Origin of the sequence: Corynebacterium atrinae (assembly GCF_030408455.1) — a bacterium.
Lineage (GTDB): Bacteria > Actinomycetota > Actinomycetes > Mycobacteriales > Mycobacteriaceae > Corynebacterium > Corynebacterium atrinae.
The window spans coordinates 273,799-292,763 of the sequence record NZ_CP046977.1; the positions used below are offsets into that span (position 1 = coordinate 273,799).

An 18,965-nucleotide genomic window follows, 5' to 3' on the forward strand; every position below is an offset into this window, starting at 1 on the left:
TCGGGTGCTTAAACGTCGCCCACGCGCGGGACGAGCCGCTGGATGAGCCACGTGTAGATGAGTGATTCCACCCGAGCTACCTGCTCGTTGTCGGAAGCGCCCGCGTGCCCGCCCTCGGTGTTTTCGAAATAATCCACCGGCTGCCCCGCCTCCTGCAGTGCCTGCGCGAAGAGCCGCGCGTGGGCGGGATGTACTCGGTCATCCCGCGTTGAGGTGGTGACCAGCGCGGGCGGATACTGCGGTGTGGCCGAGACGTTGTGCAGGGGTGACCAGCGTTCGATGGCCGCCCGTTCCTCGGGTACTGCCGGATCCCCGTACTCCGCCATCCACGAGGCGCCCGCTGACCAGGTGTGATAGCGCAGCATGTCGGTCAGCGGTACCTGGATCACCGCCGCGCCGAGCGCCTGCGGGTACTGCACGAGCGCCCCTGAGGTGAGCAGCCCTCCGTTGGAGCCGCCGCGAATGCCGATGAGCTCGGGCGTGGCGTAGCCGCGTTCCACGAGGTCACGCAGCACCGCGTGGTGGTCCTCCCACACCTTGTGCCGGTTCGTTTTGACCACCTGCGTGTGCCAGTTCGGTCCGAATTCTCCGCCGCCGCGCAGGTTGGGTTGGACGAAGAAATGGCCCTGTTCCAGCCAGGCTATTCCGCGCACCGCTGAATAGCCCGGGGTAAGCGATACCTCGAAGCCGCCATAGCCGCCGACGAGCGTGGGGCGAGGTCCGGCGGAGAAGTCCCCGGTGATGAAGTAGGGGACTCGGGTGCCGTCCGCGGAGGTCACCCAGTGCTGGCGGGTCTCTAACCCGGCGGCATCAAACAGCGCTGGCAGGTGGCGGACTGCCTGCGGTGTGGCGCCCGAGGCGAGGTCAAGTCGATACAGCGTGTCCGGCTCGGTGAACGAGGAGGTGGTAATCCACACCTCGTCGCCATCGTGCGGGCTAGTTGCCACCACCGAGGCCGTAACCAGATCGGGCAAGTTGATGGGCCAGCTTGACTCGAGTGGGTTACTCAGCGCATGCACCCGCAACTGTGTGCTCACATCGTCGAGCAGAGTGAGAATTAAATGATGGGCCGTAAACGCCGTGCTTTGGAGCGAGACGTGCTCCGTCGGGCTAAACACCACTTCGATGCTGCGATCACCTTCGAGGAACCTCTCCAACGCGATGACCCCGAGCCCTCCCGCCGGTATGCCAGCGAACTCAGTGCGCGGAGCGAGGAACAACCACTGCCGACGGATAATCGCCTCGCAATCCTCCGGAATCTCCAGCACCTGCAACGATGCCCTGGGATCGAGGCCCTGCGCCACGCACTGACGGGAACGATAGAAATCCAGCGCCCGGGACACGATGATCCGCTCGAAGCCGGGGGTGGTGTCCGCCCATGCCCCCACCGCGACGTCATCAACCCGGCCTGAGGTGTAGACGTGGGCATCCACAATGTTGTCGCCGCGGTGCCATACCCGCACCTGCGCGGGGTAACCCGAAGCGGTCAGCGATCTTTCGCCCGTGTCCGTTCCCACGAGCAGGGTGTCCCGATCAATCCAGCTGAGATCGGACTTCGCCTCCGGCAAGGTGAACGGCGAGTCCGTGACGAACTCACCGGTGTGCAGGTCGAATTCGCGGACCTCCGAGGCATCGGCCCCACCGCGGGAGAGCCGCACCAGGGCGCGGTCATAGTTCGGGGTGCGCACGTGCGCGCCCTTCCACACCCAGCTTTCACCCTCTGCCTGGGCGAGCGCATCGACGTCGATAAGCACCTCCCATTCCGTCTGTGCGGACAGGTAGGAGTCGAGCGTAGTGCGCCGCCATAGGCCGCGCTGATGCGCGGCATCGCGCCAGAAGTTGTACAGGTGCGGCCCGCGCCGCACGACATAAGGAATACGTTCGTCGACGTCCAGCGCCGCCTTGATCCGTTGTTGGAGAGTACTGCGTCCAGAATGCTTATCGACGTCCGCCTCCGTCGCTGCGGACCAGTCCCTCGCCCACTCCAGGGCTAGAGGGGAATCGATGTCCTCAAGGTAGGTGTCCATTGCTGTCCGATTCTAGACACCAAGGCCACGTGCAAGGGTGGGCCAGGAGTTCTCCAAGTCAGTTTCCCAGTAGCTCCACGAGTGGGTGCCCACGTTGTTGAACTGGAAGTGAGCGGGAATGCCAGCGTGGTCCAGCTTGGCCTTGAGATCGTGGGTGCACTGATTGGTGGCAGCCTCGATGGCTCCACCCTCGACCTGCAGACGGGTAGCGCCGATGGACGCGACCAGCGGGTCCGCGCCCTTCTCGATGTAATAGCCCGGCATGTCCCTGGCCCCAGCGAACCCGGAACCGTTAGATACGTAGAGCTCGGTGCCGCGCAACTTGTCGGCATTGATGAGCGCGTCGTTGTAACGGTTGTACTCCCCGCCCATCGGTCCCCACATCTGCTCTGGTGATGCCCCGCCGCGATTGACCGTCACCTGCAGGTACGCCCAGGGGATGGGGGTGGAGGTGGCGGCACAACCGGAGAAGGAACCGACCGCGTCGTAGAAGCCTTGATTGTGCTGCGCGAACAGCAGCGACGTTGTGGCTGACATGGACATTCCGGCGATCGCCCGCTTGCCGTTGGCACCGAAGTAGGACTCGAGGGGCCCCGGGAGCTCCTTGGTCAGGAACGTCTCCCACTTTTGCGGGCCCTTGAGATACGGAGTACTGAGGCCCTGATCCACCCAGTCGGTGTAGTACGAGAACGCGCCCGCCATCGGGATGACAACGTTGATGCCCTTGTCCAGGTAGAAGTCAACGACATTGGTCTGGGTGATCCAGTCTGTGTTGGACTGCTCGCCCCCGCCGGCACCATTGAGGAGGTACAGGGTTGGCGCGTTGGGCTCGACAGCCTTGATGACCACCATGGGGATGTTCCGGTTCATCGACGGGGAGTAAGCCTGGACCTCCTTTACCCGCGGGTTGTCCGCAGATATGCGCTGGACCTTGGCGCGCCAGTTCGGATCTTTCTCTGCCACGGGCGGGGCCGTCTCAGCGATGCGTGCCAACGGGGAATCCCCCGCCACCTGCGCCGGGGTGACCTCGGCGGCCAGTGCAGCGGGTGCGGTGAAAGCAGTGGCGGCGATAGATAAGGCTGCGAGCGGGGCTGCAATCCGGTGAAGGAGCGTCATTCGGTTCAATTCCTAGAAGGTGGGAGAGGCTGATAGGGCGCTGCTGTTGCAGTCTAATAGCCGCCCCAGACATGAACAGGCGCTGACCACCGTACGAGGTGGTCAGCGCCTGTTTAAGCGTGCTGCAGGGAATTAGACGCCCAGCGCGCGAGCGAAGGTCGGCCAGGACTGCTCCATGTCCTCGATCCAGTAGTTCCAGGAGTGGGTACCGGTGGCGCGCAGGTTGTAATCCGCAGGGATACCAGCGCGGTCCAGCTTCGCCTTGAGATCGTGGGTGCACTGGTTGGTGGCGGCTTCAATGACGCCGCCTTCAGCGATGAGGGTCAGCGAACCTGCCGACGCGGCGGCCGGGTCTGCGCCCTTCTCAATGTAGTAGCCCGGCAGGTCCTTCTCGCCCGCGAAACCGGACGCGTTGGAGATGTAGAGTTCCGTACCACGCAGCTTCTCAGCGTTGACCAGTGCATCATTCTCGCGGTTGTAGGCGCCGCCCATCGGGCCCCAGACCGTCTCCGGCTGGACGCCGCCACGGTTCACGGTGACCTTGCCGTACTGGTACGGCAGCAGGGTGGAAGTTGCCGCACACCCAGAGAAGGAGCCAGCGACGTCGTAGAAGCCCGGGACCTTCTGAGGGAGCAGGAGGGACGAGGTAGCGGACATGGAGAATCCGCCGATGCCGCGCTTGTTGTTGGCACCGAGGCGGGCCTCGATCGGGCCCGGGAGCTCCTTGGTCAGGAAGGTTTCCCACTTCTGCGGGCCAGCGATGTACTTGGTGCCAGCGTTGGGGTCGTGCCAATCAAGGTAGTACGAGAACGCACCCTGCATGGGGATGACGACGTTGACGTTCTTGTCCTCGTAGAACTCTGCGGCCTTGCCTGAGGTGATCCAGTCCATGTTCTGCTCAGCGCCGCCAGCGCCGTTGAGCAAGTAGATGGTGGGGGCGCCTTGCGAGCCGTCCTTAGCCGTGATGACGGCGACGGGGATATCGCGGCCCATCGACGGGGAGTAGACGTTGAGCTTCTGCACGCGGGGGTTGTCCTTGGTGCGCTGCAGCCACTTACGGTCGCTGGCCTCGATCTCGGCTCGGGACATTTCCTTGATGGTGCTGACCGGGGTATCACCGGCGATCTGCGCGGGGGTGACCTCAGAGGCCAGGGCTGCAGGTGCGGTGAAAGCAGTAGCGGCGATAGTCAAGGCCGCGAGCGGGGCGGCAATCCGGCTAAGAAGCTTCATACGGTTCAATTCCTCGTTCGTATTCGATCCCCGCTGCTCGCGCGGTGAAGGCGAGGGAGGCTGATTGGGCGCGGGTTCCACAGGGAAGGGGATTGCGCTCATTGGGTTTCATCGTAATGACTGTCGGTGATGTTAACGGATCTTTGACAATGTTGCTTATTGCAGTCCACGTCAAAGTTACCGAAGTGACTGGTGGTGCACAAGTAATTTCTGTGTCATAATATTTCCAGTCTCGTCCCGTAACGAATTCTCGGGTTGGTTCGTTGAATCCCAATGGATCCCCCTGTCGGAGGGGTGGACGTCACTGACAAGCCAACGAAACCGTAGAGAAAGAAGACTTCATGAACATCAACGCCATCATCGAGCAGATCATCGTGGCCATCAACACCGTGCTCGGCCAGGCCGCACACATGGGCTCTTCCGCCTCGTCCAACGCGGCGCTGGCCCTGGGGCTCATCTAGTCGCCCACTCGGCGCAAAGCCCAGTGCCCCGCCCCTCCGTCATTGGATGGGGGCGGGGCACTACTCAATTCCCCAGGCAAGCGGTGACACCAGGATGGTGAGCACGTATCCTAGGTTTCGTGACTGAACATTATGACGTTGTTATCCTCGGTGCGGGCCCCGGTGGCTACGTTGCCGCCATCCGCGCCTCTCAGCTTGGGAAAAAGGTTGCTGTTGTAGAAAAGCAGTACTGGGGAGGTGTCTGCCTCAATGTTGGTTGCATCCCCTCCAAGGCATTGCTCAAAAATGCCGAGGTAGCTCACATCTTCAACCATGAGGCCAAGACCTTTGGCATGACTGGTGAGGTGTCCTTCGACTTCGGCGTCGCGCACAAGCGCTCCCGTCAGGTGTCTGCGGGCATCGTCAAGGGTGTCCATTACCTGATGAAGAAGAACAAGATCGACGAATTCGATGGTCTGGGTTCCTTCACCGATGCCAACACCATCGAAATTAGCGATGGTAAAGATGCTGGCAAGACCCTCACCTTCGATGACTGCATCATTGCCACCGGTTCCGTCGTTCGCTCCCTTCCGGGGGTAGAAATCGGCGGCAATGTTGTGTCTTATGAGGAGCAGATTCTCGATGAGAAGCTGCCCGAGTCCATGGTCATCGTCGGAGCTGGCGCCATCGGCATGGAATTCGCTTATGTCCTCGCCAACTACGGGGTCGACATCACCATCGTTGAGTTCATGGACCGCGTCCTGCCGAACGAAGACGCTGACGTGTCCAAGGAGATCGCTAAGCAATACAAGAAGCTGGGCGTCAAGCTGCTGACCGGTTACAAGACCACCGCCGTGCGCGACAACGGCGATGTGGTTGAGGTAGATGTGGAGTCCAAGGACGGCTCCAAGTCCGATACCCTCGCCGTGGACCGCGTGCTCGTTTCCATCGGCTTCGCCCCGCGCGTCGAGGGCTTCGGGCTGGAGAACACCGGTGTCGAACTCACCGATCGTGGCGCCATCGCCATCGATGACCAGATGCGCACCAACGTCAAGAACATCTACGCCATCGGTGACGTCACTGCGAAGCTGCAGCTGGCCCACGTCGCCGAGGCGCAGGGCGTCGTCGCCGCCGAGGTCATCGCTGGTGCGGAGACCATGGAGTTGGGCGACTACATGATGATGCCGCGCGCCACCTTCTGTAACCCGCAGGTCGCGTCCTTCGGCTACACCGAGGCACAGGCCCGCGAGAAGTTCGCCGACCGTGAAATCAAGGTCGCCACCTTCCCGTTCTCCGCCAATGGCAAGGCCCAGGGCCTCGCCGAGACGGCCGGCTTCGTCAAGGTGGTTGCCGATGCCGAGTTCGGCGAGCTGCTTGGTGCCCACATGGTGGGGGCCGGTGTGTCGGAGTTGCTGCCGGAGCTCACCCTGGCCCAGCGCTTTGACCTCACCGCCGAAGAAATTGGGCGCAACGTGCACACGCACCCGACACTGTCGGAAGCGATGAAGGAAGCCGTCGAAGGCATCCAGGGGCACATGATCAACCTGTAGCCTCGCGCTAAGAAACCTAGAAAGGTGGGACCCCGGAGGGGGTCCCACCTTTCTAGTTGTAAGGGGCGACGGAGGATCGGTGGGCGTCGATAATAATCTCTTCGTGGATCGGTGGGAACGCGCGCTGGGCACAGTTTTCCCGCGGGCAAACTCGGCAGCCAGCGCCGATCGGTGTCGCGCCGGAAAGATCATCGAAGTTGAGGCCCTCCGCGTAGACGGTGCGATCGGCGTGGCGGGCTTCGCAGCCTAGCCCGATCGCGAAGAGCTTGCCGGTGTCGCCGAAACGGCCGCGGTGATGGCGCACTGTGCGAGCGATCCACAGATAGTTTCTGCCGTCGGGCATCTGCGCTAGCTGGCGCAGGATGCTGCCCGGGTTGGTAAACGTCTCGTAGATATTCCACAGCGGGCAGGTGCCGCCGGAGTTGGCCAGGTGAAAGCCGGTGGCCGACTGGCGTTTGGACATATTTCCCGCCCGATCGACGCGGACGAAAGTGAACGGAATGCCCCGGAGGTTGGGCCGCTGCAAGGTGGAAAGACGACTGGCGACGGTCTCGTACCCCACGCCGAACACCTGGCACAGGTAGTCCACGTCATAACCCGAACGTTCGGCCTCCGCGTGGAAGGTTTGGTAGGGGAGGAGGACGGCTGCCGCCACGTAACTGGCGACGCCCCGTCGGGCAAGGTTCGTGGACGCCTCCGAGGTAAAGCGCTCCTCGGCCACGAGAGATTCGATCTCGTCGCTAGTCTCCAGGTAAGCCAGTTCCATGCCTAAGCGGAAGGCGCGCTGACCGGTGTTGAGGCGGCTAGCGAGCTCGAGATGTCCGGTGTCCCGGTTTAGCCGGTGCAACATTCCACCTAATTCGCCGGACGTGGTGATCTCGATGCCGTGTTTGTCGTGCAGGCGCTCGGCGATGGCCTTCTCTGTCCCGCGAATGTCGAAGCGCTCCACACCCAGATCTGCAGAGATGGCCTCGGCCGAAGTATCGAGGGCGTCGAGGTAATTCTGACGAGCGTAGAAGAAATCGCGCACCTCGTCGTGTGGCATCGACAACGCCTGCGCTTTGGGGCCGCTATCCACCGGAGCAACATTGCGGCGGGTGTCCGTGGCAATGGACAACTTGTCGCGAACATTTCGATACCGCCGGTGCATGTCCACCATCGTGCGGGCGATGGCCGGGTGATTGTAGACCAGCTCTGACAACTCTTGGAGTTCGACGGGATTGGGGCAGAGCTCCTTGTCGAGGACTACGTCTTGGATCTCGGCGAGCAGACGGGAATCGTCATCACGGGAGAAAAAAGTGGCGTCTACGCCGAACGCTTCCGTGATGCGGAGGAGCACCGGGACCGTCAACGGCCGCACGTCATGCTCTATCTGATTAACGTAGCTGGCAGATAAGCCGAGAGTTGCCGCCAATGAGGCCTGGCTGAGGTCTCGCTCACGTCGCAGCTGGCGGAGCCGCGATCCCACGTAGGTCTTTCCCATGGGCCACATACTAGCGTGATCTGATTCACTAAATGGCTAATTTGCAAACTTTGTGTGGAAAACATCGAGCAACCCGCAAAGCTTGCGTCGGCGGGGGAATTTGTCCGGGCATCCGTGGAGTCTCGACGAAAGTTTGACACCTTACGGGGTAGGTGGGTGTGGAAGGGGTGTGATTGGTGATCAACTTCACAGACTGGCTAAAAAGTAGTGCCTTCCGCACATTATGCCTGCAAGCGTGGTGGCAGGGGCAATATTCACAAATTTAGATTTAGGGCACCCTTGCCTAAAAGTCTGCACCCCTGGCCTGCCGAACGGGCATGGGAGCCGAATCTGGATGCCGAAAAGTGGTTCCGACCGGGGGAGAAGCCGTAAAGTATGAGCGACACTGGAGGTGCCATGACTGTTAAAAACGCAGACCGGGACGCAATCGTCCACGGCAAGATTACAGAGAAGCCGCTGCGCGAGCGGCCGTCCTACCCGAGCTGGGCAATCAAGCTCGTAATGGCCATCACTGGCCTGATCTTCGGACTTTATGTCCTTGTTCACATGGTCGGTAACTTGAAGATCTACATGCCCGATCATGGCGGCGTCCCCGCCATCGATGAGTACGGACATTTCCTCCGTACCATGGGCGCCCCGATCTTCCCGCAAGAGACGATCCTGTGGGTTTTCCGCATTGTGCTGCTGGTTTCTTTGGTTCTGCACGTGCATGGCGCCTTCGCGCTGCACGGCCGTTCTCGCACCTCTCGCGGTAAGTTCGCCCGCACCAACCTCATGGGTGGCATCAACTCGTTCTCCACCCGCACCATGCTGGTCACCGGCATCGTCTTGCTCCTCTTCGTGATCTTCCACGTTTTGGACCTGACCATGGGTGTCGCCCCGGCTGCGCCGGATGCCTTCGTGCACGGTGATATCTACGCGAACCTCATCGCGAGCTTCAGCCGCTGGCCCGTGGCCCTCTTCTACATCCTCGCGATGGTTGTCCTGTTCCTGCACCTGTCACACGGCATCTACCTTGCTGTGTCTGACCTGGGCATCACAGGCAAGCGCACACGTCAGATCATGCTCGTCATTGCTTACCTGGTTCCGGCGATTGTCATGATCGGCAACATCTCGATGCCGTTGTCCATTGCACTTGGCTGGCTCGGTTAAGTCCGGAAGGGAATCTAAAACATGAACCATATCGAGACTGCTCCTCGCCCCGAGTTCCAGCACCCGGCCTCCGTTGTTGAAGGGGTCGTCCCCGGTCGAGTCCTCGCCAACGCAGAACCCGTCGGTGTGCCCACCAAGGACATGTGGGATTGGCAGAAGGACCACATGAACCTGGTCTCTCCGCTCAACCGTCGCAAGTTCGAGGTCCTTGTCGTCGGCACCGGCCTGTCCGGTGGTGCTGCTGCGGCCGCCCTCGGTGAGCTGGGCTACAACGTCAAGGTCTTCACTTACCACGACGCCCCTCGCCGTGCGCACTCCATCGCTGCCCAGGGTGGCGTGAACTCCGCCCGCGGCAAGAAGGTCGACAACGACGGCGCTTACCGCCACGTCAAGGACACCGTCAAGGGCGGCGATTACCGTTGCCGCGAGTCCGACTGTTGGCGCCTGGCCGTCGAGTCTGTCCGCGTCATTGACCACATGAACGCCATTGGCGCTCCCTTCGCCCGCGAGTATGGCGGCACCCTTGCTACCCGTTCCTTCGGTGGCGTTCAGGTGTCCCGCACCTACTACACCCGTGGACAAACGGGCCAGCAGCTGCAGCTGTCGACCGCCTCCGCTCTGACCCGCCAGATCGGCCTGGGCAACGTGGAGATCTTCACCCACGCAGACCTGGTTGACCTCATCGTTACCGAGCGTGACGGGGAGAAGCGCTGCGAGGGCATCGTCACCCGTAACCTCATCACCGGAGAGATCACCCCCTTCACCGGTCACGCGGTCATCCTGGCCACCGGCGGTTACGGCAACGTCTACCACATGTCCACGCTGGCCAAGAACTCGAATGCAGGCGCCATCATGCGCGCCTACGAGCTCGGCGCTTACTTCGCTTCCCCGGCCTTCATCCAGTTCCACCCGACCGGCTTGCCGGTCAACGCGACCTGGCAGTCGAAGACCATCCTCATGTCCGAGTCGCTGCGCAACGACGGCCGCATTTGGTCTCCCAAGGAGCCCAAGGACGACCGCGACCCGAACACCATCCCGGAGGAGGAGCGCGACTACTTCCTGGAGCGCCGCTACCCGGCCTTCGGTAACCTCGTCCCCCGCGACGTGGCTTCCCGTGCCATCTCCCAGCAGATCAACGCCGGTCTCGGTGTGGGCCCGTTGCATAACTCTGCTTACCTGGACTTCCGCGACGCCATGGAGCGCCTTGGTCAGGATACGATCCGCGAGCGTTATTCCAACCTCTTTAAGATGTACGAGGAGGCCATCGGTGAGGACCCGTACTCCAGCCCGATGCGTATCGCCCCGACCTGCCACTTCACCATGGGTGGCCTGTGGACCGACTTCAATGAGATGACTTCCATCCCCGGTCTTTTCTGTGCCGGTGAAGCCTCCTGGACCTACCACGGTGCGAACCGACTAGGCGCTAACTCGCTGCTGTCCGCTTCCGTTGACGGCTGGTTCACCCTGCCGTTCACCATCCCGAACTACCTGGCCAACTACCTCGGCCAGCCTGTTCTGCCGGCAGACTCCCCGGAGGCTGCGGAGGCCGTCGATCGTGCCCAGGCCCGCATCGACCGTCTGATGAACATCAAGGGCGAGGACCCGCACGGCCCGGATCACTACCACCGCATTCTCGGCGAGATCCTCTACTTCGCTTGCGGTGTGTCTCGTAACGTCCCGGACCTGCAGGATGCCATCGTCAAGATCCGTGAGCTGCGCGCCGACTTCTGGGCCAACGTCCAGGTCCCCGGTGAGCAGAACTACATGAACCAGGCCCTCGAGTACGCCGCTCGCGTGGCTGACTACATCGATCTGGGCGAACTCATGTGTGTCGATGCCCTCGACCGCGATGAGTCCTGTGGTGCGCACTTCCGCGATGACCACCTCTCCGAGGAAGGCGAGGCCGAGCGTGATGACGCGAACTGGTGCTTCGTCTCTGCATGGGAGCCGGCCGGTGAGGGCAAGTTCATTCGCCACGCTGACCCCCTCTACTTCGAATCGATCCCGCTGCAGACAAGGAACTACAAGTAATGAAGCTGACACTTGAGATCTGGCGTCAGGCCGGACCGACTCATGAGGGTGCTTTCGAGACCGTCGAGGTCCCGGATGCAGTGGCTCAGATGTCGATTCTGGAGCTGCTCGACCACGTCAACAACCGACTGATCGAAGAGAACAAAGACCCGTACATGTTCGCTTCGGACTGCCGTGAAGGCATCTGTGGCACCTGTGGTCTCACCGTCAATGGCCGCCCCCACGGTGCCATGCAGAACACGCCTGCGTGCCAGCAGCGCCTCACCGAGTACCATGACGGCGATGTCATCAAGCTGGAGCCGATGCGTTCCGCTGCCTTCCCCGTCATCAAGGACATGGTCGTCGACCGCTCCGCCCTTGATCGCGTGATGGAAAAGGGTGGCTACGTCTCCATCAACGCTGGCACCGCTCCGGATGCTGACACCTTGCACCAGAACCACGAGACCGCGGAGTTCGCGCTTGACCATGCTGCCTGCATCGGTTGTGGCGCCTGCGTCGCTGCTTGCCCGAACGGTGCTGCGCACTTGTTCACCGGCGCTAAGCTGGTCCACCTCTCCCTCATGCCCTTGGGTAAGGAAGAGCGCGGCCGCCGCGCCCGCAAGATGGTCGACGAGTTGGAGACCAACTTCGGCCACTGCTCCCTCTACGGTGAGTGCGCCGATGTTTGCCCGGCTGGCGTCCCCCTGACTGCCGTTGCTGCCATCACCAAGGAACGCGCACGAGCCGCCTTCCGCGGTAAGGACGACTAGGCTCGTTGGAAAACGAGTTTCGAGAGACGAAAGCGAGTAAAGCAATGTCATCCAACAACTTCGCAGTTGCTGATCAGGCATCCGAGAGTTTCCCCAACTACTCTGCGAAGATCCAGGACTCTTATATCGAGGGCTATGACCCGGTATCGCTGGGCGCGGCGCACTCCTCGCTTGAGCGCACCTCCACCTGGCTGGGCATGGGTCTGCTCCTCACCTCTTTGGCTGGTTTTGGCATCATCATTTGGGTCGCCGCTACGTATCTCTGGCCGGAAGGTGTGACGGTATCTGACTACAACCTCGCCATGTACCTGTGGATTGGCGTGGCCATTGCCGCAGCGTGCGTCATCGGTGGTGCTCTCTTGATCCACCGCGGGCGTCGCTACTACCGCGAGTACCGCACCACCACTGGTCGCCGAAACTAGCACTCATCGCTAACGTCTCTCGGCCATAAGAACCCGCCCCTGCACCTTCCGTGCAGCGAGGCGGGTTCTGCCGTTTTGGTGCGGCGTCCACGTTGGCGGGTGAAGTAGCAATATGTGTGTGGCCCGGGCGTGTTGGTGGGGCCAGGCGGGGTGGGTGCCAAAAGTGCGATATGACTTGACGCGTCAATCGAGTAGGGACATGTGGGCACTCGTTTAATGGGTGAAGTCATATCGCACTTTGCGCTGTCAGTGCGCGCAAGTTGTCGAGGGTGCTCACTATGCAGCTACAGCCATCTATCGGAAACGAACCGCTGACCCTTGCTTCACGGCGGTGAGTGTGGTCGCCCTGTTTCTGCTCCTTAGTCCACGTAGGCTGGCGGGTGTGCGCAGAAATCTCATCATCATTCTGGTTAGCCTCATCGTGCTCATCAGCAGCCTCAGTCTCCTGCCCTATGCACTCGAACTATTGTGAGTCCGAGTGAAGGTCAGGCAACCCCAGGTCACAGTGACCGGTCCCGAAGTCTCATAATGGAGCCCATGGGTAAACACACCACAAGCCCCGCCACGCAGGTCTTATCCGGTCAGGTCCCGGGCCCCAGCCCCGAGGTCGAGGCGGAACGCCGCCGGACGTTGCGTAATCACAAGATCTTTGTCACCGGACTTCTGGTCGTCGCCGCCATCATCTTCTTGGCGTGCAGTTGGTGGCAGAGTCGCCCGGAGGGCGCACCCGTGTGGGTGGGTTACGTGCGTGCGGGCGCGGAAGCCGGAATGATCGGCGGGTTAGCGGACTGGTTCGCGGTGACTGCTCTGTTCCGCTACCCGTTGGGTATCCCGATTCCGCACACCGCGATCATCAAACGCAAGAAGGATCAGCTGGGGGATACGCTCTCGGAGTTCGTGGGGGAGAATTTCCTCAACGCTGAGCTCATCACGGATAAAGTCCGCTCGGCGAACATCCCTGAGAAGATCGGCGCCTGGCTGTCGGAGGAGGACAATGCCCGCAAAGTGTCGCGGGAGGCGGGCAAGCTCACAGCCAATGCGTTGCGGGCGATGGACCCGAAGGATGCGGAGGCGTTGATTCAATCCCAGCTCATCGACAGGCTCACAGATCCGGAATGGGGCCCACCGGCGGGGCGTTTGCTGTCCGACCTCGTTGAAGATGGGCGGACGGAGCCGGTTGTCCAGGAAGTGGTGTCGTGGGCGCACAAGAAGGTGCTGGGTATGGAGGATTCGGTGGTCACGCTCATCGATGAGCGCATGCCTACCTGGGCGCCTAAGTTCGCCAAGGATCTGGTGGGAGCCAAGGTGTACAAGGAGCTGGTGAGCTTCACTGCCGCGGTAGCCTCTGACCCAGACCATGAGGCGCGCCATTCCATCCGTCGTTTCCTCGGGGAGCTGGCGGATGATCTGCAACACGATCCGGCAATGATCGCCCGCGTTGAGGGCATGAAACAGGACCTGCTGGGCTCGACGCCGCTGCGGGGCGCGGCGGCGACCATATGGGCGCAGACTAGCGCTTCCCTCATCGAGGCGGCGGAGGACGAGCATTCGCTGCTGCGTAACAAGGTTCAGGAGCTGTGCCTGACGTGGGGCACGAACATTCGGACTGATCCAGCGCTGCGGGCCAGCTTGGACCGCCGAATCACGGGGGCCGCTGCCTTCCTCGCTGACAACTATGCGGGCGAGGTCACGGCGATTATCTCGGAGACGATTGAGCGTTGGGATGCCGAGGAAGCTAGCGACAAAATTGAGCTCATGGTGGGCAAGGATCTGCAGTTTATTCGCCTCAACGGAACGATCGTCGGTGCACTGGCCGGACTTCTTATTTACACTGTGAATCACTTGCTCTTCGGAGCTTAAACCGAGAAATCCAGCGCCACTTCAGGAGGCCGCAGCGATATGACTACCCCGGACGACAAGAACAATTCCCTGCTCGATAATTTGCGCGAGCCATTCCAAGCGTGGGTGACCGCCGGCTCGCGCCTCGGTGATGTGGTGAGTGACTTCGCGGATCGTTTTAAGGAAGACCGCGAGAAGGCCGATGTGGATGACTCAGTTGGCCGTTTCAAGGCGGCTTCCCAGGAAGCGCGTGAGGGGCTATCGGCCGCCTCGAGCACCGAGGATTACAAGAAGGTCACCGCGGCTTTCGCTGGCCGTGCGGAGGAAATTCTGCGTGACGTGGCGGCCTCTACTCGCCGTGTCGCCGAAGATACGAAGGATTCGGCGGCTGTCGCGGACGCCAAGGCGGCTTTCGGCTCGGCAGTGTCTTCGGTGAAGGAGTCCTTCGATGACGCTGTGGCCAAGGCTCGTTCCCGCCGGGATAGCGACGCCGATGAGGAGTCGATCCTCGACGACCTGCGATCACGTTTGGACGACCTCATTGGGCGGGCCAAGGCTGCCGCGCCGGAGTCAGAGAGCGCCCCGGCCGAGGAGGACGCTGCGGCACCGCCTATGATCGACGGCGAAGTCGTTGACACCGATCCGGATCACAAGGACGTTTAATAGCTCATCATGGACATTTCTCAAACGCTGATCTATGGCTTTGGCATTTTTCAACAGGTGCTGTTCCTAGGAATCGCCCTGGCCGGCGTCGTCGGCGCCATCTTCGCGGGGACGACGCGCGATGATGCTTACGCGGCGGCGGATCGCCAGTCCAAGTTGATGTGGGTGGCCATTCTCGTTGGCTCCGCGCTCGTCGTGGCTACGGGCGTGCCCTTCCTGTCGTGGGTGGGCATCGTCGCGATCGGCGTGTTCTGGTTCGACGTTCTCCCGCATCTGCGCCGAATCATCAGCGGCGCTGGCGGCTGGTAAGTCCGTGCAGCAAGACGATGGGGCGTGGCTTCGCGGCCACGCTTTTCTTTTGCTTATCGACGTCGCGGTGGACACCGCCGCCGTCCGCCGCGGCGTCGCTGCGGCGCAGGACAACGGTCTCGCCGGGGTGGTGGTGTCGCCGGCTCATCTAGCGTCCCTGGGGGAAGTAGACGATCTCGCAGTGGCCGCGGTGGTGGGCTTTCCCACTGGGCGGCACCACAGCTTGGTCAAGGCCGCAGAGGCCCGCCTGGCGGTCGCTCAGGGCGCGACGGAGGTGTGGGTGAGCCCGGATATCAGCGCCAGCGATGCTAATACCCTGTTGGCTGAGTTCGTCGCCCTGCGCGAGGCCGTGCCGCCGCCGGTGCAGTTGAGCATCGTGGCGGAAACCGGACTGCGGGATGCGGCGGCCGGCCAGGCGGTGGCGCAGGCCGCTGCGCTGGCGGGGGCCGATCGGCTGGTGACGGGGAGTGGCTGGTGGCCGGGGACGGGGGCGTCGATAAGCCTGCCCCCGGAGGTGCGGCTGACCGTGACTGGACTGCACACCTTGGATGAGGTGCTTGGCGCGCTGGAAAGTGGTGCCGACCGGGTCGCGGTCGGCGATCTTGCGATCTTGCTAGATCCCTGAAACCGCGCCGCCGGAAATCTCGCTGAGCTTGACGTTCTGGCCAGTCAGCGTCAGGCGGACGGAGCCGTCGAGGACCTCGATGTTCTCAATCTGCATACCCTCGACCGTCGAATCAGACAGGGCTTGTTTGAGGGCGTCGGTGATCATCGTGGTCACCTGCGCGGGCAGCTCGAACCCGAACAGCGTCGCGCCGATGGCTTCGAAGGATAGCGCGCCGTCCTGGGGGATCGGTCGCAGGCTGAGCTGCGCCGCACCATCGGTGAACTCGACGTCGATGGTGTTGTCACTGGGGTTCGAGGTGATGTCGGTGACCTTGATCAGCTGCTGCATCAGCTGGGTGCCCACGTTGCTGTCGCTGGAGGCCATTTGTTCAGCCATGGAGATCTGAACTGTGGCTAGCAGGTAATCATCGGACACCTCGGAGGTGGTGCGCAGGCTGCCGGCAATGGGATTGTTCGGGTCGGAGATATCTAGGTCCGTCAAGAACAGCTGGGCAGCTGGCTGGCCCTTGATCTCCGGGAGGTCACCTTGGTTGGTGATCTCGACGGTGGAGGGTGTATCAATCTCCACGGATTTGACGTTGCCGGACAGCGCCGTGAACACCAGCGGGGTCGCGCCAAAGGAAATGGTGGGTTCCTCTGTGACCTCCACGCCATTGGCCTGGGCATCTTCCCGGAAGCCCTCGCGGAGCTGGTTACCGATGAACCAGCGCAGACCGAACTCCGCCACCAACAGCACAACCATGATGGCGACGAGGACTCCGAGGAGAATTTTCCATACGAGCGAAGAACCAGAGGAACGAGGCATGCCCACTAGTGTTCCTCACCTAGGAGTCGGGAGCAACCAGCTCCCAGGGGACGGTGAGAAGATTGTCACGGATTTTCCGCCGGATCAGCTGCAGCGGCCACCCCTCAGCGATCATCATCGCGCGCGCCTGGCGCCACCGCACCCGCGGGCCGTAGGGCTCCCATCCGGCGTTGCGCTGCCACGCTCTATCGGCGGCGCTGAGCAGCGCGTGAATCTTCTCGCCGGGGACATTCCGGTGGATGAGCGCCTTGGGCAGACGCTCCGCCACATCTGAGGGCAGTTCCACGTCGAAGGGATCCCAAGCCAGGGTGAGGGACTGTGGGCCAGTCGCGTCCAGGAGAATCCAGGTGGCGCGGCGACCACGTTCATCGCAGGTGCCTTCGAGGAAGAGACCGCCAGGGGCGAGCCGCTCCTGGACGCTGGCCCACGCCACCGCCACTTGGTCGACGTCGTATTGGCGCAGCACGTTGAAGGCGCGCACCAGCTGGGGCCGGTACCCGGCAAGCTCAAAGCCGCCGAGCTCAAAGCGGACTCCGTCGCGCGGAGGAAGGACCCGCTCTGGGTCGATCTCGAGGCCCACGACCTCCACGCCGGGGTTGACCTTGCGCAGGCGGGTGGCCCACTCGACGGTAGTGGCGTGGGAGGCGCCGTACCCGACATCGACCGCCAAAGGTCTAGCAGCGCCAAGCAGCAGGGAGCGGACCCGCGGGTGGTGGATAAGCCACCGGTCGGAGCGCCGTAGCCGATTGAATCCGGTGGTGCCGCGGGTAATAACACCAAATGGCCGACCAGTCCCGGCCTCCGCGCGGAGGTTGTGGGCGTGATCGGCCATGGTGGAAGACAGTGAGGCGCGTTAAGCGTTCTCGGCGATCCAGGTGTTGGTGAGCTCACCTTCGTTGTTAAACAGCTCGCCCAGGGCTTCGCCGACCTTCGGCTCGATGGCCGGGCCCATGAACGGAATGTTCACGGAGACCTCGTTGGCGTAGGCGAGGGTGGTGGTCGAATCATCACCGGTCAGGTTGATGTCGCCCTTGAAGTCCACCGGGGTGCCCTTGACGTCAGCGGTGTAGGTGATGTGCGCGGCGCCATCGGTGAGCGGTCCGACGGTGACGACGCGCTTGACCTTCAGAGCCTGTGAGATCACCGCGCGGACGGCCTCGGGGAGGATGTCCAGCGGCAGGACCTCAAACAGGGTGGCCACGGCGCCGCCCTCGGTCGCGGTGAACTCGTTGACCTCGCCCGGCTCAGGGGAGAGGTTTTCGGCGATGTACGCCCAGTAATCGGCGTTGGTCAGCGCTGCGTGGACCTTTTCGGCCGGCTGATTGATGGTTACGGTGTTCTCACTGCGGGATGCCATGGATAACAGACTACCGTTAAATACGTGACTGACCCATCAAGCACCACGGACCTGTACGCGCATCTCCAGGCAATTGACAGCGTCACCCTCGACGCGGACGCGACTTTTGCTGACTTGACCTCCCTTCACGTGGGCGGCCGACCACGCCTGACGGTGCGCTGTGCCACCGACTCCGCTGTCGCGGAGGTTGTCATGCTTCTCGACGCCCTCCAGATGAATTTCCTCATCGTCGGCGGGGGCTCGAACCTCATTGTGGCGGACGGCGAGCTGGACCTCGTGGCCGTGGTGTTGGAAAACCGGGAGATTTCCCTCACCACCGAGGGCGTGCTGCGCGCCGGGGCGGGCGCGGTGTGGGACGACGTCGTCCTCGCGTCCGTCGAGGCGGGATTCGGCGGCATCGAGTGTCTGTCGGGGATCCCGGGCTCGGCCGGGGCGACGCCAGTGCAAAACGTCGGCGCGTATGGGGCTGAAATTTCCGATGTCCTGGTTCAGGTCCTTCTCCTCGATCGCACGACGGGCGAAATGGAGTGGGTGCCTGCTTCCTCCTTGGAGTTGGCTTATCGCTATTCCAATCTAAAGTTCAGCAACCGCGCCGTCGTTCTGGCCATTGAGCTGCAGCTGTCCACCGACGGTCTCTCGGGTCCGTTGCGTTATGGGGAGCTCGCGCGCCGCCTCGGTGCGACGGAGGCTGGGGAACGCCACCCGGTCGCCGATGTCCGTGCGGCAGTCCTGGAGCTGCGGCACGGGAAAGGCATGGTCATCGACCCGGCGGACCACGACACGTGGTCCGCGGGTTCTTTCTTCACCAACCCCATTGTCCCCGTGGCACTGGCGGATGAGGTCCAGGCCCGGGTGCGCGAGGTGCGGGGGGCCGAGGACGCCGAGCGTATGCCGCGTTTCCCCGCGGGAGGTGAGCATTCCGCCAAGGTCAAGCTCTCGGCGGCGTGGCTCATTGACCGCGCGGGCTTTGGCAAGGGTTTCCCCGGCGAGGGCGCTCCGGCGAGGTTGTCCACCAAACACACCCTCGCGTTGACCAACCGGGGGTCGGCGACCACGGCGGACGTGGTGGCGTTGGCACGTGAGGTTCGAGATGGGGTGCAGGCGGCCTTCCAGGTCATCTTGGTGCCAGAGCCGGTGTGGGTTGGGGTCGCAATAGACTAGCCCG

Annotated in this window: 17 protein-coding genes; 10 read left to right on the forward strand and 7 right to left on the reverse strand. The window is 62.4% G+C overall.

Going from position 1 to position 18,965, the window contains the following annotated elements; all coding sequences use genetic code 11:
- Positions 1-8: 8 nt before the first annotated feature.
- The 3 genes from CATRI_RS01415 to CATRI_RS01425 all read right to left on the reverse strand — a co-directional run bounded on the left by CATRI_RS01415 (position 9) and on the right by CATRI_RS01425 (position 4,373).
- Positions 9-2,027, reverse strand: coding sequence for a prolyl oligopeptidase family serine peptidase (locus CATRI_RS01415; protein WP_290219013.1), 2,019 nt, complete (start codon positions 2,025-2,027; stop codon positions 9-11).
- A gap of 12 nt (positions 2,028-2,039) precedes the next feature.
- Positions 2,040-3,143, reverse strand: coding sequence for an alpha/beta hydrolase (locus CATRI_RS01420; protein ID WP_290219014.1), 1,104 nt, complete (start codon positions 3,141-3,143; stop codon positions 2,040-2,042).
- A 132-nt stretch (positions 3,144-3,275) separates the two neighbouring features.
- Positions 3,276-4,373 carry an alpha/beta hydrolase gene (locus CATRI_RS01425; RefSeq protein WP_290219016.1) on the reverse strand — a complete coding sequence of 366 codons (1,098 nt, stop codon included), beginning with the start codon at positions 4,371-4,373 and terminating at the stop codon, positions 3,276-3,278.
- Between the two features lie 580 nt (positions 4,374-4,953).
- Here CATRI_RS01425 and lpdA point away from each other — a divergent pair.
- Positions 4,954-6,363, forward strand: coding sequence for a dihydrolipoyl dehydrogenase (lpdA, locus tag CATRI_RS01430; protein WP_290219017.1), 1,410 nt, complete (start codon positions 4,954-4,956; stop codon positions 6,361-6,363).
- 52 nt (positions 6,364-6,415) lie between these two features.
- Here the strand turns inward: lpdA and ramB are convergent, their stop codons facing one another.
- Positions 6,416-7,846 carry an acetate metabolism transcriptional regulator RamB gene (ramB, locus tag CATRI_RS01435; protein WP_290219021.1) on the reverse strand — a complete coding sequence of 477 codons (1,431 nt, stop codon included), beginning with the start codon at positions 7,844-7,846 and terminating at the stop codon, positions 6,416-6,418.
- Positions 7,847-8,242: 396 nt separating this feature from the next.
- Here ramB and CATRI_RS01440 point away from each other — a divergent pair, with 396 nt between their 5' ends.
- The 8 genes from CATRI_RS01440 (at position 8,243) to CATRI_RS01475 (ending at position 15,636) form a co-directional block, all read left to right on the forward strand.
- The gene (locus CATRI_RS01440) at positions 8,243-8,998 is read left to right on the forward strand and encodes a succinate dehydrogenase cytochrome b subunit (RefSeq protein ID WP_290219023.1); all 756 of its coding nucleotides are present in this window, start codon (positions 8,243-8,245) and stop codon (positions 8,996-8,998) included.
- Between the two features lie 21 nt (positions 8,999-9,019).
- The gene (locus CATRI_RS01445) at positions 9,020-11,029 is read left to right on the forward strand and encodes a fumarate reductase/succinate dehydrogenase flavoprotein subunit (RefSeq protein ID WP_290219026.1); all 2,010 of its coding nucleotides are present in this window, start codon (positions 9,020-9,022) and stop codon (positions 11,027-11,029) included.
- Positions 11,029-11,778, forward strand: coding sequence for a succinate dehydrogenase/fumarate reductase iron-sulfur subunit (locus CATRI_RS01450; RefSeq protein ID WP_290219029.1), 750 nt, complete (start codon positions 11,029-11,031; stop codon positions 11,776-11,778). The genes CATRI_RS01445 and CATRI_RS01450 overlap by 1 nt, the downstream gene beginning before the upstream one ends.
- A gap of 44 nt (positions 11,779-11,822) precedes the next feature.
- Complete coding sequence (locus CATRI_RS01455; protein WP_290219031.1) at positions 11,823-12,200, forward strand: hypothetical protein; 378 nt, start codon at positions 11,823-11,825, stop codon at positions 12,198-12,200.
- Between the two features lie 537 nt (positions 12,201-12,737).
- Positions 12,738-14,060 (forward strand): DUF445 domain-containing protein, encoded by a 1,323-nt coding sequence (locus CATRI_RS01460; protein WP_290219033.1) that lies wholly within the window; start codon positions 12,738-12,740, stop codon positions 14,058-14,060.
- 39 nt (positions 14,061-14,099) lie between these two features.
- Positions 14,100-14,702, forward strand: coding sequence for a CGLAU_01105 family protein (locus CATRI_RS01465; protein ID WP_290219035.1), 603 nt, complete (start codon positions 14,100-14,102; stop codon positions 14,700-14,702).
- Positions 14,703-14,711: 9 nt separating this feature from the next.
- Positions 14,712-15,011, forward strand: a complete 300-nt coding sequence (locus CATRI_RS01470) for a DUF2516 family protein (RefSeq protein ID WP_290219036.1) — start codon at positions 14,712-14,714, stop codon at positions 15,009-15,011.
- Between the two features lie 4 nt (positions 15,012-15,015).
- The gene (locus CATRI_RS01475) at positions 15,016-15,636 is read left to right on the forward strand and encodes a 2-deoxyribose-5-phosphate aldolase (protein ID WP_290219038.1); all 621 of its coding nucleotides are present in this window, start codon (positions 15,016-15,018) and stop codon (positions 15,634-15,636) included.
- Here CATRI_RS01475 and CATRI_RS01480 read toward each other — a convergent pair.
- The 3 genes from CATRI_RS01480 to CATRI_RS01490 are packed head-to-tail and all read right to left on the reverse strand — an operon-like array spanning position 15,625 to position 17,800.
- Positions 15,625-16,443 (reverse strand): LmeA family phospholipid-binding protein, encoded by an 819-nt coding sequence (locus CATRI_RS01480; RefSeq protein WP_290219040.1) that lies wholly within the window; start codon positions 16,441-16,443, stop codon positions 15,625-15,627. The two genes, CATRI_RS01475 and CATRI_RS01480, sit on opposite strands and share 12 nt — an antisense overlap.
- A gap of 19 nt (positions 16,444-16,462) precedes the next feature.
- On the reverse strand, positions 16,463-17,275 hold the full coding sequence (locus tag CATRI_RS01485; RefSeq protein ID WP_290219042.1) for a class I SAM-dependent methyltransferase: 813 nt from the start codon (positions 17,273-17,275) through the stop codon (positions 16,463-16,465).
- Between the two features lie 21 nt (positions 17,276-17,296).
- Entirely contained in the window at positions 17,297-17,800 is a 504-nt protein-coding gene (locus CATRI_RS01490; protein ID WP_290219045.1) for a DUF2505 domain-containing protein, read from the reverse strand.
- A gap of 24 nt (positions 17,801-17,824) precedes the next feature.
- On the opposite strand from CATRI_RS01490, the gene CATRI_RS01495 reads away from it, so the two are divergent.
- On the forward strand, positions 17,825-18,961 hold the full coding sequence (locus CATRI_RS01495) for a UDP-N-acetylmuramate dehydrogenase (protein ID WP_435384173.1): 1,137 nt from the start codon (positions 17,825-17,827) through the stop codon (positions 18,959-18,961).
- Positions 18,962-18,965: the final 4 nt, after the last annotated feature.